17 protein-coding genes are annotated in these 12819 nt (G+C 68.7%); 5 read left to right on the top strand and 12 right to left on the bottom strand.

The annotated features are described in order from the left end of the window. Positions 1-9: 9 nt before the first annotated feature. From nadD to pxpB, 11 genes are all read right to left on the bottom strand, one after another. The gene (nadD, locus tag PSEMAI1_RS0119160) at positions 10-666 is read right to left on the bottom strand and encodes a nicotinate-nucleotide adenylyltransferase (RefSeq protein ID WP_024304427.1); all 657 of its coding nucleotides are present in this window, start codon (positions 664-666) and stop codon (positions 10-12) included. Further along, positions 663-1241 carry a carbonic anhydrase gene (locus PSEMAI1_RS0119155; protein WP_024304426.1) on the bottom strand — a complete coding sequence of 193 codons (579 nt, stop codon included), beginning with the start codon at positions 1239-1241 and terminating at the stop codon, positions 663-665. The genes nadD and PSEMAI1_RS0119155 overlap by 4 nt, the downstream gene beginning before the upstream one ends. Positions 1242-1363: 122 nt before the next feature. Further along, a complete protein-coding gene (locus tag PSEMAI1_RS21930; RefSeq protein ID WP_156943171.1) occupies positions 1364-1555 on the bottom strand; it encodes a hypothetical protein in 192 nt (63 codons plus the stop codon). A 17-nt stretch (positions 1556-1572) separates the two neighbouring features. Continuing rightward, complete coding sequence (gene accC / locus PSEMAI1_RS0119150) at positions 1573-2928, bottom strand: acetyl-CoA carboxylase biotin carboxylase subunit (RefSeq protein WP_024304425.1); 1356 nt, start codon at positions 2926-2928, stop codon at positions 1573-1575. Continuing rightward, a complete protein-coding gene (locus PSEMAI1_RS22355; protein ID WP_255327057.1) occupies positions 2918-3049 on the bottom strand; it encodes a hypothetical protein in 132 nt (43 codons plus the stop codon). Before PSEMAI1_RS22355 ends, accC begins: the two co-directional genes overlap by 11 nt. Positions 3050-3063: 14 nt before the next feature. Beyond that, positions 3064-3513: an acetyl-CoA carboxylase biotin carboxyl carrier protein gene (accB, locus tag PSEMAI1_RS0119140; protein WP_024304424.1), complete on the bottom strand. Its 450-nt coding sequence runs from the start codon at positions 3511-3513 to the stop codon at positions 3064-3066. Positions 3514-3588: 75 nt separating this feature from the next. Next, complete coding sequence (locus PSEMAI1_RS0119135) at positions 3589-4815, bottom strand: MFS transporter (RefSeq protein WP_024304423.1); 1227 nt, start codon at positions 4813-4815, stop codon at positions 3589-3591. A 33-nt stretch (positions 4816-4848) separates the two neighbouring features. Further along, a complete protein-coding gene (locus PSEMAI1_RS0119130; RefSeq protein WP_024304422.1) occupies positions 4849-5643 on the bottom strand; it encodes a putative hydro-lyase in 795 nt (264 codons plus the stop codon). A gap of 102 nt (positions 5644-5745) precedes the next feature. Further along, a complete protein-coding gene (gene pxpA / locus PSEMAI1_RS0119125) occupies positions 5746-6486 on the bottom strand; it encodes a 5-oxoprolinase subunit PxpA (RefSeq protein ID WP_024304421.1) in 741 nt (246 codons plus the stop codon). After that, entirely contained in the window at positions 6476-7402 is a 927-nt protein-coding gene (locus PSEMAI1_RS0119120; protein ID WP_024304420.1) for a biotin-dependent carboxyltransferase family protein, read from the bottom strand. Before PSEMAI1_RS0119120 ends, pxpA begins: the two co-directional genes overlap by 11 nt. Further along, positions 7395-8069, bottom strand: a complete 675-nt coding sequence (gene pxpB, locus PSEMAI1_RS0119115; RefSeq protein WP_029770844.1) for a 5-oxoprolinase subunit PxpB — start codon at positions 8067-8069, stop codon at positions 7395-7397. Before pxpB ends, PSEMAI1_RS0119120 begins: the two co-directional genes overlap by 8 nt. 214 nt (positions 8070-8283) lie before the next feature. Between pxpB and PSEMAI1_RS0119110 the strand changes: the two genes are divergently transcribed. Continuing rightward, positions 8284-8793, top strand: coding sequence for a winged helix DNA-binding protein (locus PSEMAI1_RS0119110; protein ID WP_024304418.1), 510 nt, complete (start codon positions 8284-8286; stop codon positions 8791-8793). Positions 8794-8950: 157 nt separating this feature from the next. Here the strand turns inward: PSEMAI1_RS0119110 and PSEMAI1_RS0119105 are convergent, their stop codons facing one another. Beyond that, positions 8951-9811 carry an MBL fold metallo-hydrolase gene (locus PSEMAI1_RS0119105; protein ID WP_024304417.1) on the bottom strand — a complete coding sequence of 287 codons (861 nt, stop codon included), beginning with the start codon at positions 9809-9811 and terminating at the stop codon, positions 8951-8953. Between the two features lie 109 nt (positions 9812-9920). On the opposite strand from PSEMAI1_RS0119105, the gene PSEMAI1_RS0119100 reads away from it, so the two are divergent. From PSEMAI1_RS0119100 to PSEMAI1_RS0119085, 4 genes are read left to right on the top strand one after another with little or no spacing between them, the layout of a single operon-like run. Further along, positions 9921-10259, top strand: a complete 339-nt coding sequence (locus tag PSEMAI1_RS0119100) for a helix-turn-helix transcriptional regulator (protein ID WP_024304416.1) — start codon at positions 9921-9923, stop codon at positions 10257-10259. Beyond that, positions 10256-10684, top strand: a complete 429-nt coding sequence (locus PSEMAI1_RS0119095) for a YeeE/YedE family protein (protein WP_024304415.1) — start codon at positions 10256-10258, stop codon at positions 10682-10684. Before PSEMAI1_RS0119100 ends, PSEMAI1_RS0119095 begins: the two co-directional genes overlap by 4 nt. A gap of 10 nt (positions 10685-10694) precedes the next feature. Further along, the gene (locus tag PSEMAI1_RS0119090; protein WP_024304414.1) at positions 10695-11111 is read left to right on the top strand and encodes a YeeE/YedE family protein; all 417 of its coding nucleotides are present in this window, start codon (positions 10695-10697) and stop codon (positions 11109-11111) included. Then, a complete protein-coding gene (locus tag PSEMAI1_RS0119085; RefSeq protein WP_024304413.1) occupies positions 11108-12778 on the top strand; it encodes a SulP family inorganic anion transporter in 1671 nt (556 codons plus the stop codon). The genes PSEMAI1_RS0119090 and PSEMAI1_RS0119085 overlap by 4 nt, the downstream gene beginning before the upstream one ends. Positions 12779-12819: the final 41 nt, after the last annotated feature.

Below are 12819 nucleotides of genomic sequence, written 5' to 3'. Positions count from 1 at the left end.
GGCGGCCGTCTAGAGCCGCTCCGGGCTCGTCTGGTAGAGCCGGTGCGCGCGCAGGTAGCCTAAGACCGGCGGGGGGATCAGCTCACTGACGTCGTCCCCGCGGGCCAGTCTGGCGCGGATGTCGGTGGCGGAGAGCGCTACCGGCGGCAAAGCCAAGGGGCGGATTGTACCGGAAGGCGTTCGATTTGGAAAATCAGGGACTTGGCGCGTCTGCCACTCGTGGCGCACGGCGGCGGGGAGGGCGGCCGGATCGAAGCCGGGGCGCAGCGCCACCGCCACGTGTGCGAGTTCGAACAGTTCGCGCCAGCGCCGCCAGCTGTCGAGCGTGGCGAGCGAATCGCCGCCGATCAACAGCCACAGCGGCGCCTCGGGGCCGAGCTCGGCGCGCACCTCTTCCAGCGTCTCGACGGTGTAGGCGGGGCGCGGCCGGCGCACTTCGCGGTCGTCGGCGACGAGGCCGGGGCGGCCGGCGATGGCCAGTTCGACCATGGCCAGCCGCTGGGCCGGCGTGGCATGCGGCTGCTGGGCGCGGTGGTAGGGCTGGCCGGCCGGGATCAGCCGCACCTCGGCCAGCCCGCATTCGTCGCGGAACGCCTCGGCCATGCGCAGGTGGGCGTTGTGGATCGGGTCGAAGGTGCCGCCGAACAGCCCGATGGCGCGGGTCATGCCGCCTGGGTCAGGGTGGCGTAGCCGTCGACGATCAGGTCGAGCTTGCCGGTCACCGGGTGGATCACCAGGCCGTGCACCGGCACGTCGCGCGGCATCAGCGGATGGGTGCGGATCACGTCGACGGTGTGGCGCACGCTGTCCTCGACGTTGTCGAAGCCCTTGAGCCAGCCTTCCAGGTTGATGCCGGCGTTGCGCAACGTGGCCAGGGTCTCGGCGCTGACGCCGCGCTGGCAGGCGGCGTTCAGGATGCGCGCCGGGTCGATGGAGTTCATGCCGCAGTCGCGGTGCGCCACCACGCACACTTCTTCGGCGCGCAATTCGTAGATGGCGACCAAGAGGCTGCGCATCACCGAGCCCCAGGGGTGGGTGACCAGCGCGCCGGCGTTCTTGATCAGTTTGGCGTCGCCGTTCTTCAGGCCCATCGCCTTGGGCAGCAGTTCCACCAGCCGCGCGTCCATACAGGCCAGCACGGCGAGGTTCTTGTCGGGAAACTTGTCGGTCTGGAATTGCTCGTATTCGCGGTTGTCGACGAAGCTGCGGTTGTGTTCCAGCAAGCTGTTAAGCAGGCCCATGGTGTTCTCCTGTTTCGATGCTTGCCCGCGGGCAGCGGGTGGCTGCACGGGATCTCGGGTGTTTGCTCTATTTTGGTCGGCAGCAATGCTACCACGGTTGGGGCCGATGCCAACCTGGTGATTTATAGGGTTTTACCCGGTGCCGGCTGGTTTTTGGCGTGGCCGTGCATCCAGCCGAACACCGTGCCATTCACTTCGACCATCTGGACGAAGTGCTGTTCCGGTGTGGCGAGCTGCCCCGGTTCGCTTGGCCGCGCGGTCGGCCGGAGCGCGCGGCGAGGGAGGCGGTGGCGCGGGCCGGATGGTCGCAGCATGGCCCGGCCTTGGCGGTTTACGACGCTTGGCGCCGGGCGGTCAGCCAGTGTTCCAGGTAGTGGATGCTGGTGCCGCCCTGCTGGAAGGCGCCGTCCCGGAACAGCTCCTGGTGCAGCGGGATGTTGGTCTTGATGCCGGTGATCGCTACTTCCGACAGCGCCACGCGCATGCGCGCCATGGCTTGTTCCCGGGTGTCGCCGTAGGCGATCAGCTTGCCGATCATCGAGTCGTAGTGCGGCGGCACGGTGTAGCCCTGGTAGATGTGCGAGTCGAGGCGGATGCCGGGGCCGCCCGCCGGGTGGTAGCTGTCGATCTTGCCCGGGCTCGGCACGAAGCTGAACGGGTCTTCGGCGTTGAGGCGGCATTCCATGGCGTGGCCGCGCAGCGTCACTTGCTGCTGGGTGTAGCGCAGGGGGTGGCCGGCGGCGACGCGGATCTGTTCCTGCACGATGTCGATACCGGTGATCAGTTCGGTCACCGGGTGTTCGACCTGCACCCGCGTGTTCATTTCGATGAAGTAGAACTCGCCGTTTTCGTAGAGGAATTCGAAGGTGCCGGCGCCACGGTAGCCGATGCGGCGGCAGGCGTCGGTGCAGGCTTCGCCGATCCGTCGGCGCTGGGCGGCGCTGATGCCGGGGGCCGGGGCTTCCTCGATGACCTTCTGGTGGCGGCGCTGCATCGAGCAGTCGCGCTCGCCGAGATGGATGGCGTTGCCGTGCTGGTCGGCCAGCACCTGGATTTCGATGTGGCGCGGCTGCTGCAGGAATTTCTCCATGTACACCGTCGGGTTGCCGAAAGCGGCGCCGGCTTCGCTGCGCGTCATTTCCACCGAGGTCAGCAGCTCTTCTTCCTGGTGCACCACGCGCATGCCGCGCCCGCCGCCGCCGCCGGCGGCCTTGATGATGACGGGAAAGCCGATGCGGCGCGCCGCGGCGGCGATCGCGGCGGGGTCGTCCGGTAGGGCGCCGTCGGAACCGGGCACGCAGGGCACGCCGGAGGCGAGCATGGCTTCCTTGGCCGAGACCTTGTCGCCCATCAGGCGGATGGTGTCCGGGCGCGGGCCGATGAAGACGAAGCCGGATTGCTCGACGCGCTCGGCGAAGTCGGCGTTTTCCGACAGGAAGCCGTAGCCGGGGTGGATGGCCTGGGCGTCGGTGACTTCGGCGGCGGCGATCAGTGCCGGCACGTTGAGGTAGCTCTTGGCCGAGGGTGCCGGGCCGATGCAGACCGATTCGTCGGCGAGCTTGACGTACTTGGCGTCGCGGTCGGCCTCGGAGTGCACCACGACGGTCTTGATGCCCAGCTCGCGGCAGGCGCGCTGGATGCGCAGGGCGATCTCGCCGCGGTTGGCGATGAGGATTTTATCGAACATGGCAGGTCTCCGCGGCGAGATCGCCCGCGCCGCGTGCCGCGACGGTGCGATGTGACTGCGTCGCTGCGCTGCCTGGCGGCAGCTGGTCGCCGCGGTTGGCGATGAGGATTTTATCGAACATGTGGTGGCTCCGGCTCACTCGATGACGAATAGCGGTTCGCCGAATTCCACCGGCTGGCCTTCCTCGACCAGGATGGCCTTGAGCACGCCGGCGCGGTCGGCTTCGATCTCGTTCATCAGCTTCATCGCCTCGATGATGCACAGCGTGTCGCCGACCTTGATCTGCTGGCCGACCTCGACGAAGGTATTGGCCTGCGGGCTGGGGCGGCGGTAGAAGCTGCCGACCATCGGCGATTTGACCGTGTTGGGGTTGGTCGCCGGGCTAGTGGGGGCGGCTGGCGCGGCGGTGGCACTCGCCGTGGCGTCAACCGTTACCGGCGCCGGCAGCGGCTGGACGGGGACGGTGAGTGTGCCGGCCATGGCACGGGTGATGCGGATCTGTTCGCCGCCTTCGCTGATTTCCAGTTCGGCGATGCCGGAGTCCTGCACCAGCTGGATCAGCTGTTTCAACTTGCGTAATTCCATCGATGGGGTCCTGAGCGGAAGAGGTGGGCCATGACCGGGCGGGCGCCCGGTCCGGGAAGCGAAAAGGTGACGGGGCTAGTGCAGCGCCTTGCCGCGGGTTTCCGGCAGGAAGAACAGCGTGACGATCACCAGGCCGTAGGCCGCGGCAGCGAGCATGCCGATGGTCTTGCTGAGCGGCATGGTGGCGCTGAGGATGCCGACCAGGGCCGGGAAGAACGAACCGGTGCCGCGCCCGAAGTTGTAGCAGAAGCCTTGCCCGGAGCCGCGCAGCGCGTGCGGGAACAGTTCGCTCAGGAAGGCCCCGGCGCCGCTGAAGATACCCGACACGAAGAAGCCCAGCGGGAACCCGAGCAGCATCATCTGCGCGTCGGTGATGGGAATCTGCATGTAGGTGGTGACGATCAGCAGCGACATCAACGCGAACAGCATGAAGCACTTCTTGCGGCCGAGGTGGTCGGACAGCCAGGCGCTGGTCAGGTAGCCGGCGAACGAGCCGGTGATGATCACCAACAGGTAGCCGCCGGTGCCCAGCACCGACAGATGGCGCTCGGTCTTGAGGAAGGTCGGCAGCCAGGTGGTGATGGTGTAGTAGCCGCCCTGCATGCCCATGATCAAGATGCTCGCCAGTATCGTGGTCTTGAGGATGGCCGGCGAGAAAATCGCCAGGAACGAGGTTTTCTCGCTGCTTTCCTGCTCGCGCCGTTTGGCGTGCACGTACACTTCCGGCTCGGTCAGGTTGCGGCGGATGTAGAGGATCAGCAGCGCCGGCAGGATGCCCATCCAGAACAGTACGCGCCAGGCCAGTTCCGGCGACACCGTGCTGTAGATCCAGGCGAAGGCCAGCGCGGCGGCGCCCCAGCCGATCGCCCAACTGCTTTGCACCAGCCCGACGGCGCGGCCGCGATAGTGCGAGCGGATGGTTTCGGCGATCAGCACCGAGCCCACCGACCATTCGCCGCCGAAGCCGAAGCCCTGCAACGCACGCGCCAGCATCAGCTGTTCCGGCGTGCGGGTGAAGCCGCACAGGAAGGTGAAGAACGAGAACCATAGCACGGTCCATTGCAGCACCCGTACCCGGCCGTAGCGGTCGGCCAGCACGCCGGCGGCCCAGCCGCCCAGCGCCGAGGCCCACAGCGTGACGGTGGCGATCAGGCCGGCTTCGGCCTTGCTCATGCTCCACACCGTCATCAGGGTGGGGATCAGCATGGTGTAGATCATGTAGTCGAAGGCATCGACGGCATAGCCGCCGAAGGAGGCGGTCAGGGTGATCCGCTCAGTGGGGTTGGTATGTTTCAGCCACATCGTTGCAACTCCTGAATAGTCGAGAACCGGCGGTTACAGTGCCGCCAGACGGGCATTGAGCAGATCGGTGATCAGCATCTTGCCGGGCGCGTGGGTGATGCAGAACGGGGGCTTGGTGGCGGCGATGACCGACTGCGGGGTGACACCGCAAGCCCAGAACACCGGGATTTCGTTGTCCCGGATTTCCACCGCGTCGCCGTAATCGGGACGGGCCAGATCGGCGATGCCGATCAGTGCCGGATCGCCCAGGTGCACCGGCGCGCCGTGCACGGAGGGAAAGCGCGAGGTGATCTGGATAGCGCGGATGGCCTGGGCCGGCAGCATCGGCCGCATCGACACCACCAGCGGGCCGTGAAACGGGCCGGCGGGCTGGGTGGGGACGTTGGTGCGGTACATCGGCACGTTGCAGCCCTGCTCGATGTGGCGTACCGGCACGCCGTCGGCGAGCAGCGCCTCTTCGAAGGAGAACGAGCAGCCGATGACGAAGGTGACCAGGTCGTCGCGCCAGAACGGGTCGATGCGCTCGGGCTCGGCGATCAGCTCGCCGTCGCGGAACACCCGGTAGCCGGGAACGTCGCAGCGGATGTCGAGATCCCGTCCCAGTGCGGGCAGGGCGGTTTCGCCCGGCTCCGACACCGCCAGCACGGGGCAGGACTGCGGATTGCGTACGCAGAATTTCAGGAAGTCGTCGGCGTGGCTGGCCGGTAGGATCGCCAGGTTGCCTTGGACGTAGCCTGCCGCCAGGCCGGCGGTCGGCCCGGTGTGGTCGCCGCGCCGGATGGCGAGACGTGCCGCCACGCTGGGCAGCGTTTGAAGCGCAATGCTCATCAGGTTTCTCCGTTTGTAGATAGCGGGCTTTTTGCCCTGTCTTTTTTTGTTATCCGTCGAGGGGCGGGGGGCTTGGGCCTACCTCGCCCATGGCGCGAGGTTCTATCCCGGCGCGCGCAAGCTCAGGCCCCGCGCCAGCAGCTCGTGGCGCAGCCGGCGGGCGAAGGCCACCGCGTGGGGACCGTCGCCGTGCAGGCAGACGGTGTCGGCGGCGAGCGCGACGGTGCTGCCGTCGAGCGCGGTGACGCAGCCTTGCGTGATCATTTGCAGCGTCTGCGCCAGCGCCTGGGCTTCGTCCTCGATCAGCGCGCCGGGCGTGCCGCGCGGCGCCAGGCTGCCGTCCGCCAGGTAGGCGCGGTCGGCGAACACCTCGTTCAGCGCGCGCAGGCCGGCGGCGCGCGCCTGGCGCACCAGCTCGCCGCCGGAGAGCCCCACCACGGCGAGGCCGGGATCGGCGGCGCGCACCGCCGCCACGATGGCGGCGGCCAGCTGCGGATCGCGCGCAGCCTGGTTGTAGAGCGCGCCGTGCGGCTTGACGTGGGTGAGGCGCACTCCTTCGCCGCGGGCGATGGCCTGCAGCGCGCCGATCTGGTACAGCACGCCGCTGTAGACGGTGTCGGCGGGCAGCTGCATCGCGCGGCGGCCGAAGTGCTCGCGGTCGGGAAAGCTCGGGTGGGCGCCTACCGCTACGCCGCGTGCCTGGGCCGCGCGCACTGCGGCGCGCATGGTGTCGGCGTCGCCGGCATGCCAGCCGCAGGCGACGTTGGCGGAGCTGACGCAGTCCAGGATGGCTTCGTCGTCGCCGCAGCCCTCGCCCAGATCGGCGTTCAGATCAATGTCCATAGGCACTCCAGTTGAAGCGGTTCAGTTGATAGCGGTGCTGCTGCAGGGCGCGGCGCGCCTCGGCCGGTGTCGTCGGGATGAAATGCAGCTCGGCGCCCGGCCGCGCCTGGGCCAGCTTCCACAGGTCGGCCTCGATCACCGTGGCGATGCGCGGGTAGCCGCCGGTGGTCTGGGCGTCGGCCAGCAGCACGATGGGCTGGCCGCCGGGCGGCACCTGCACCACGCCGGGCAGCACGCCGTGCGACAGCAGCTCGTGGCTGGCCTCGCGCGTCAGCGCCGGGCCGGCCAGGCGGTAGCCCATGCGGTTGCTCTGCGGCGTGATGGCCCAGGGCCGGGTCCAGAAGGCGTCCTGTGCGGCAGCGGCGAACTCGTCGTATTCCGGGCCGGGCAGGGCGCGGAGCTCCGGCGTCCATTGCGGAGGACGGCTGCCGGCCTTGCCTTCGAGTGCCACCGGCTCGCCCTGCGGCAGATGGTCGCCGGCCTGCAGCGCGCGGCCTGCGAAACCGCCGAAACCGGCGCCGAGGTCGGTGGCGCGCGCCCCCAGCACTTCCGCTACGGCGATGCCGCCGTCCACCGCCAGGTAGGCGCGCATGCCGTGGCGGCTGCCGCGCAGCTGCAGCACCTGGCCGGCACGCACCGGCTGGCGCCAGCCGCACCACACCGGCAGGCCGTCCAGGGTGGCGTCGAAGTCGGCGCCGGTCAGGGCGAACCAGCCGGCGCGGGAAAAGCGCAGGCTGACCGGCCCGAGCACGATCTCCAGCCCGGCGGCGCCTTCCGGATTGCCCACCAGGCGGTTGGCCATCATCAGCGCCGGCGCGTCGAGCGCGCCGCTCTGGCCGATGCCCAGGTGGCGGAAGCCGTGGCGGCCCAGGTCCTGCACGGTGGTCTGTACGCCGGGACGCAGAATCTCAAGCATGGCCGGCCTCCACGGGAACGAAGCGCACAAGGTCGCCCGGCAGCAGCAACGTGGGCGGATCGCGCAGCGGGTCGAACAGGGTTCGCTCGGTGCGGCCGATCAGCTGCCAGCCGCCGGGGGAGGCGGCTGGGTAGACGCCGGTTTGGCTGCCGCCGATGGCGACCGAGCCCGCCGGCACCGCCAGCCGCGGCTCGGCGCGACGCGGGGTGGCAAGCGCCTCGGGCAGGCCGCCCAGATAGGCGAAGCCGGGCTGGAAGCCGAGGAAGAACACGGTGTAGTCCGCGCCGCTGTGCCGGGCGACGACTTCTTCCGGGCTGAGCCCGGCGTGGCGCGCGACCTCGTCGAGGTCAGGGCCGTCCGTACCGCCGTAACGCACCGGGATGAGCACCTCGCGCGGGGTGAAGCGGGCCTCGGCGGCGTCGGCCCAGAGCGCTTCGAGCTCGGCCAGCACGGCGCCGCCCTCGCTGACCAGCGGGTCGAACACCACGGTCAGGTTGTTCATGCCCGGCACGATGTCGGTGAGCTCGGGGCGGCTGCGCAGCCGGCTCGCCAGCCACCAGATGCGGCGCTGGCAGGCCAGATCGGCCGGGGCGTCGACGGCCAGCACGGCCGCGCGCTCCCCCAGCAGGTAGAAGCGGGCTTCTCCTTGCTTCAAGGTGTTCTCCATTTGCAGTCATGCCCCGGCTGTGGTGCCGGGGTCGTTGTGGGTCTTGTGGGAGTGAACATAAAAATTTGCCGCCATAACGTCAACAAAATATCGATAAATTGTATTTGAAACGCCGATGAAGTGTTGCATTCGTGTAATGCTGAGACCGTGGCGGGAGCGGTTTGGTGCACGGTGCTTGCTATACTGGTTGCCTTATTTCGATGACCAACCGTCCATGAGCACGCATCTGAACATCGTTTCGTCCTCCCTCCTGGTGTCCGAGCGCAGCGTCGAGCTGTCCGAGTTCGAGTTCGGCCTGATCGTGGTCAACAACGCCTTCAACCGCTGGATGGTGCGCTGCATGACCGCGGCGGGCGAAAAGGACATGACGGCGCTGGAGGTCTCGCTGATCCACCATGTCAACCATCGCGGCCGCAAGAAGAAGCTGGCAGACATCTGCTTCGTGCTGAACATCGAGGACACGCACGTGGTGTCGTACGCGCTGAAAAAGCTGGTGAAGATGGGGTACGTGGAGAGCGAGAAGATCGGCAAGGAAGTGTTCTTCTCCACCACCGAGGCCGGCAAGGCCTTGTGCGAGCGCTATCGCGAGGTGCGCGAGCAGTGCCTGATCGACGCGCTGGTGGAGAGCGGCACGCCGAATGCCGACATCGGCGAGACCGCCGAACTGCTGCGGGTGTTGTCGGGCCTGTACGATCAGGCGTCGCGCGCCGGCGCCTCGTTGTGAGCCTGGCTCATTAAGCGGCGGCGCCTGCGCATCTTGAGTTCGTAGGATGGGTGGAGCGTAGCGCAACCCATCGGCGATGGGTTCCGGCACCTTGTGCCTCCACCCATCCTACGTTTCTGAGCCAGGCTCGGACGGCGATATCCCTGGCAGGCCTCGCTCACAGCAGATTGAGCGGAATCTTCAGGTAGGACGTGCCGTTGGATTCGGGCGGTGGCAGCCGGCCGGCGCGGATGTTGACCTGCACCGCCGGCAGGATCAGCAGCGGCATCTCGAGCGTGGCGTCGCGTGCCTCGCGCATCGCGACGAAGTCGCCCTCGCCGATGCCGTCGCGCAGATGGATGTTGTGCGCACGCTGCTCGGCCACCGTGGTTTCCCAGCGCGGCGCGCGCCCTTCGGGGGGGTAGTCGTGGCACATGAACAGCCGCGTGTCGTCCGGCAGCGACAGCAGGCGCTGCACCGAGCGGTACAGCGTGGCGGCGTCGCCGCCGGGAAAGTCGCAGCGCGCCGAACCCACGTCGGGCATGAACAGCGTGTCGCCGACGAACACCGCGTCGCCGATCTGGTAGGCGAGGTCGGCCGGCGTGTGACCGGGGACGAACAGCGCGCGCGCTTCCAGCGTACCGATCATGAAGCGTTCGTCGTCGTGCAGCAGCGTGTCGAACTGGCTGCCGTCGACGCGGAAGCCTTCCTCCAGATGGAAAATCCCCTTGAAGATGCGCTGCACGGCGGGAATCTCGGCGCCGATGGCGATGCGTCCCCCCAGCGTGTCGCGCAGCCAGGCCGCAGCCGACAGGTGATCGGCGTGGGCGTGCGTCTCCAGGATCCAGTCGACGCTCAAGCCTTGGGCCGCGACGAAATCGCGGATGCGCCCGGCCGAGGCGGTGCCGGTGCGTCCGGCCTTGGCGTCGTAGTCGAGCACCGGGTCGATGATGGCGGCGTGGCCGCCGGGCCGGTCGTACACCACGTAGGAGATGGTGTGCGTGGACGGGTCGAAGAACGGTTCGATCTGGGCGGACATGGTGCTCCCTCGGGCAAGCGGTATCGGTGCTCTTTACTATATTGAAAGACAATATATAAATCAATATAATGAATGCCGGGCATCGATGCCCATAGAGAGAGTATGAACGATGGATTTAGCGCTATTGCGGGAAAATGCCGGCAAGGCCTCGCTGCTGCTCAAGAGCCTGGCCAACGAGGATAGGCTCTTGCTGCTGTGCCAACTGGTGGATGGCGAGAAGACCGTGTCGGAACTGGAACGGCTCACCGCCATCCGCCAGCCCACGCTGTCGCAACAGCTTGGCGTGCTGCGCAACGAAGGGCTGGTGGCCACGCGGCGCGAGGGCAAGTGGATTTACTACCGTATCGGCCGTCCCGAGGCGCTGGTGTTGCTGAACGCCTTGCACGCGCTGTTCTGCGGCGACGGCGCCGCCCAGGCAGCCGATACGGCACCGGAGCAGACGGCATGATCGCCTGGGACACGTTCACTCCTGCGGCGTCGCTGGCCGGCGGCGTGCTGATCGGACTGGCCGCGGCCTGGTTCGTGCTGGCCAATGGCCGCATCGCCGGTATCAGCGGTCTGGTGGGCGGGCTGGTCGACCGTGCCGCCGACTGGCCGCTGCGGGCCGCCTTCGTCGCCGGATTGGTGCTGGCGCCGCTGGCGTACCGGCTGCTGGGCGGTGCGTTGCCGGTGGTTCAAGTCGAGGCGTCGCCGTTCCAGCTGATCGTGGCCGGGCTGCTGGTCGGGCTGGGTACGCGCTACGCTTCCGGCTGCACCAGCGGCCATGGGGTGTGCGGGCTGGCGCGGCTGAGTCCGCGTTCGCTGGTGGCCACGCTGAGTTTCATGGCGGCGGGCTTCGTCACGGTGTACCTGTTGCGCCATGTCTTGGCATGAGGGAAGAGTCATGAAAAAGCTGTCGGCTTTTGCCGCCGGGCTGGTCTTCGGTCTCGGCCTGATCGTGTCGGGCATGGCCAATCCGGTCAAGGTGCTGGGTTTCCTCGATCTGGCCGGGGCGTGGGACCCCAGCCTCGCGTTGGTGATGGTCGGTGCCATCGGCGTGGCCTTGCTGCCGTTCCAGTGGGCGCAGCGGCACAAGACGAGCTGGCTGGGTGAACCCTTGCACCTGCCGGGTTCGCGCGCGATCACGCCGCGGCTGGTGGTCGGCAGCGTGCTGTTCGGCATCGGCTGGGGGCTCGCCGGGCTGTGTCCGGGGCCGGCGCTGGTGCTGCTGGGCACCCTGTCCGATCCGGCGCTGCTGTTCGTGCTGGCGATGCTGGCCGGCATGGCCATGTACCGCTGGCTGGAACGCCCGCGGGCATGAGGGCCTGGCTGCCGGCGTGGCTCAGCCACTACCGCCGAGACTGGCTCGCCGGCGACGTGGTCGCCGGGGTGGTGGTGACGCTGCTGCTAGTGCCGCAAGGCCTGGCCTACGCGCTGGTAGCCGGGCTACCGCCCGCCGTCGGCCTGTACGCCAGCCTGCCGCCCTTGCTGCTGTACGGCCTGATCGGCAAGAGCCACGCGCAATCGGTGGGGCCGATGGCGCTGACCTCGCTGCTGGCGGCGGCGACGCTGGCGCGGTTGGCCGAACCCGGCAGCGGCGAGTACCTGGCGCTGGCGGTGTGGCTGGCGCTGCTGTCCGGGGCGATGCTGATCGCGCTGGGGCTGGCGCGGCTCGGTTTTCTGGCCGATTTCCTGTCGTTGCCGGTGCTGTCGGGGTTCACGTCGGCCTCGGCGCTGCTGATCGTGTTGTCGCAACTGGCGCCGCTGCTCGGGCTGCACGCGCAAGGCGCCTCGTTGCCGGTGCTGCTGATGGGCTTGCTGGAAGGGCTGGGCCGGATCGATACGGCGGCGCTGGCCTTCGGTGGGGCGGCCTTGCTGTGGCTGGCCGGGGCGCGGCGGGCCTTGCCGCCGGCGCTGGCGCGCACCGCACCGGCCCTGGCCGTGCTGGCCGCCTTGCTGGCGGTGCGCCAGGCGGGCTGGGAGGGCCGCCTGCCGGTGGTCGGCCCGGTGCCGTCGGGACTGCCGTCGCTCGCCCTGCCGGTGCTGCCCTGGGGACGGCTCGGCGAGTTGATGCTGCCGGCCTTCTTCATGGCCCTGATCAATTACGTGCAAAGCCTGTCGGTGGCGCAGCTCTTGGCCGCGCCGCGGCGCGAGCGGGTGGAGCCGGACCGTGAACTGCTGGCGCTCGGCGTGTGCAACGTCGGGGCCGGGTTGTTCGGCGGTTTTCCGGTCACCGGCGGGCTGACCCGCTCGCTGGTCAACGCCGCCGCCGGGGCGAACAGCCAACTGGCGTCGTGGGTCGCCGCCGCCGGCATCGCGCTGGTGCTGCTGTTCGCCGGCGACGCGCTCGCCAGCCTGCCGCTTGCCGTGCTGGCGGCGATCATCGTTGCGGCGGTGGCGCCGAGCATCCGTTTCGGTGTGCTGCGCCAGGCTTGGCGCGCCGACCGCGCCGACGCGGTGGCCTTCGCGCTGACCTTCGCGCTGGTGCTGCTGCTCGGGGTGGAGAGCGGGATCGTGGTCGGCGTGCTGGTGTCGCTCGGCGCCTGGCAGTGGCGCAGCAGCCGGCCGCACATGGCCGAAGTGGGGCGGCTGCCGGGCACGCAGCACTACCGCAACGTGGCGCGCTTCACGGCCGAGACGCTGCCGGGCGTGCTGTTCCTGCGCGTCGACGAGAGCCTTTACTTCGGTAATGCCCGGCTGGTGCGCGACGCTGTGCTCGAACGCTTGTCCGAACGGCCCGAGCTGACCACGCTGGTGCTGATCATGAGCGCGGTCAACCGCCTCGATGTCAGCGCCGTGGCGATGCTGGAGTGGCTGGACGACAGTCTGGCGGCACGCGGGGTGACGCTGGCGCTGGCCGAGGTCAAGGGACCGGTGGCCGCGGTGCTCGCGCGTGCCGGCCTGCTCGAGCGCTTCGCCGGACGCCATTATCTGTCCACCCATGAGGCTTGGGAGCGTTTCGCCGCGGCACCGGAATTCCACATCTGAGTCGGGGACAAACCTGCAACTTTGCGCGGGCGATGGGTATC

It is taken from the genome of Pseudogulbenkiania sp. MAI-1 (assembly GCF_000527175.1).
In the GTDB taxonomy this organism is placed as follows: Bacteria; Pseudomonadota; Gammaproteobacteria; order Burkholderiales; family Chromobacteriaceae; genus Pseudogulbenkiania.
Note: the sequence above shows the minus strand (reverse complement) of the source record. Positions and strands in the feature narration are given on the sequence as shown.

Excerpts from the sequence above, each read along its gene's own strand:
- nadD (WP_024304427.1), bottom strand. The coding sequence starts at position 666 with ATGACCCGCGCCATCGGGCTGTTCGGCGGCACCTTCGACCCGATCCAC.
- PSEMAI1_RS0119155 (WP_024304426.1), bottom strand. The coding sequence starts at position 1,241 with ATGGGCCTGCTTAACAGCTTGCTGGAACACAACCGCAGCTTCGTCGAC.
- PSEMAI1_RS21930 (WP_156943171.1), bottom strand. The coding sequence starts at position 1,555 with ATGCTGCGACCATCCGGCCCGCGCCACCGCCTCCCTCGCCGCGCGCTC.
- accC (WP_024304425.1), bottom strand. The coding sequence starts at position 2,928 with ATGTTCGATAAAATCCTCATCGCCAACCGCGGCGAGATCGCCCTGCGC.
- PSEMAI1_RS22355 (WP_255327057.1), bottom strand. The coding sequence starts at position 3,049 with ATGTTCGATAAAATCCTCATCGCCAACCGCGGCGACCAGCTGCCGCCA.
- accB (WP_024304424.1), bottom strand. The coding sequence starts at position 3,513 with ATGGAATTACGCAAGTTGAAACAGCTGATCCAGCTGGTGCAGGACTCC.
- PSEMAI1_RS0119135 (WP_024304423.1), bottom strand. The coding sequence starts at position 4,815 with ATGTGGCTGAAACATACCAACCCCACTGAGCGGATCACCCTGACCGCC.
- PSEMAI1_RS0119130 (WP_024304422.1), bottom strand. The coding sequence starts at position 5,643 with ATGAGCATTGCGCTTCAAACGCTGCCCAGCGTGGCGGCACGTCTCGCC.
- pxpA (WP_024304421.1), bottom strand. The coding sequence starts at position 6,486 with ATGGACATTGATCTGAACGCCGATCTGGGCGAGGGCTGCGGCGACGAC.
- PSEMAI1_RS0119120 (WP_024304420.1), bottom strand. The coding sequence starts at position 7,402 with ATGCTTGAGATTCTGCGTCCCGGCGTACAGACCACCGTGCAGGACCTG.
- pxpB (WP_029770844.1), bottom strand. The coding sequence starts at position 8,069 with ATGGAGAACACCTTGAAGCAAGGAGAAGCCCGCTTCTACCTGCTGGGG.
- PSEMAI1_RS0119110 (WP_024304418.1), top strand. The coding sequence starts at position 8,284 with ATGAGCACGCATCTGAACATCGTTTCGTCCTCCCTCCTGGTGTCCGAG.
- PSEMAI1_RS0119105 (WP_024304417.1), bottom strand. The coding sequence starts at position 9,811 with ATGTCCGCCCAGATCGAACCGTTCTTCGACCCGTCCACGCACACCATC.
- PSEMAI1_RS0119100 (WP_024304416.1), top strand. The coding sequence starts at position 9,921 with ATGGATTTAGCGCTATTGCGGGAAAATGCCGGCAAGGCCTCGCTGCTG.
- PSEMAI1_RS0119095 (WP_024304415.1), top strand. The coding sequence starts at position 10,256 with ATGATCGCCTGGGACACGTTCACTCCTGCGGCGTCGCTGGCCGGCGGC.
- PSEMAI1_RS0119090 (WP_024304414.1), top strand. The coding sequence starts at position 10,695 with ATGAAAAAGCTGTCGGCTTTTGCCGCCGGGCTGGTCTTCGGTCTCGGC.
- PSEMAI1_RS0119085 (WP_024304413.1), top strand. The coding sequence starts at position 11,108 with ATGAGGGCCTGGCTGCCGGCGTGGCTCAGCCACTACCGCCGAGACTGG.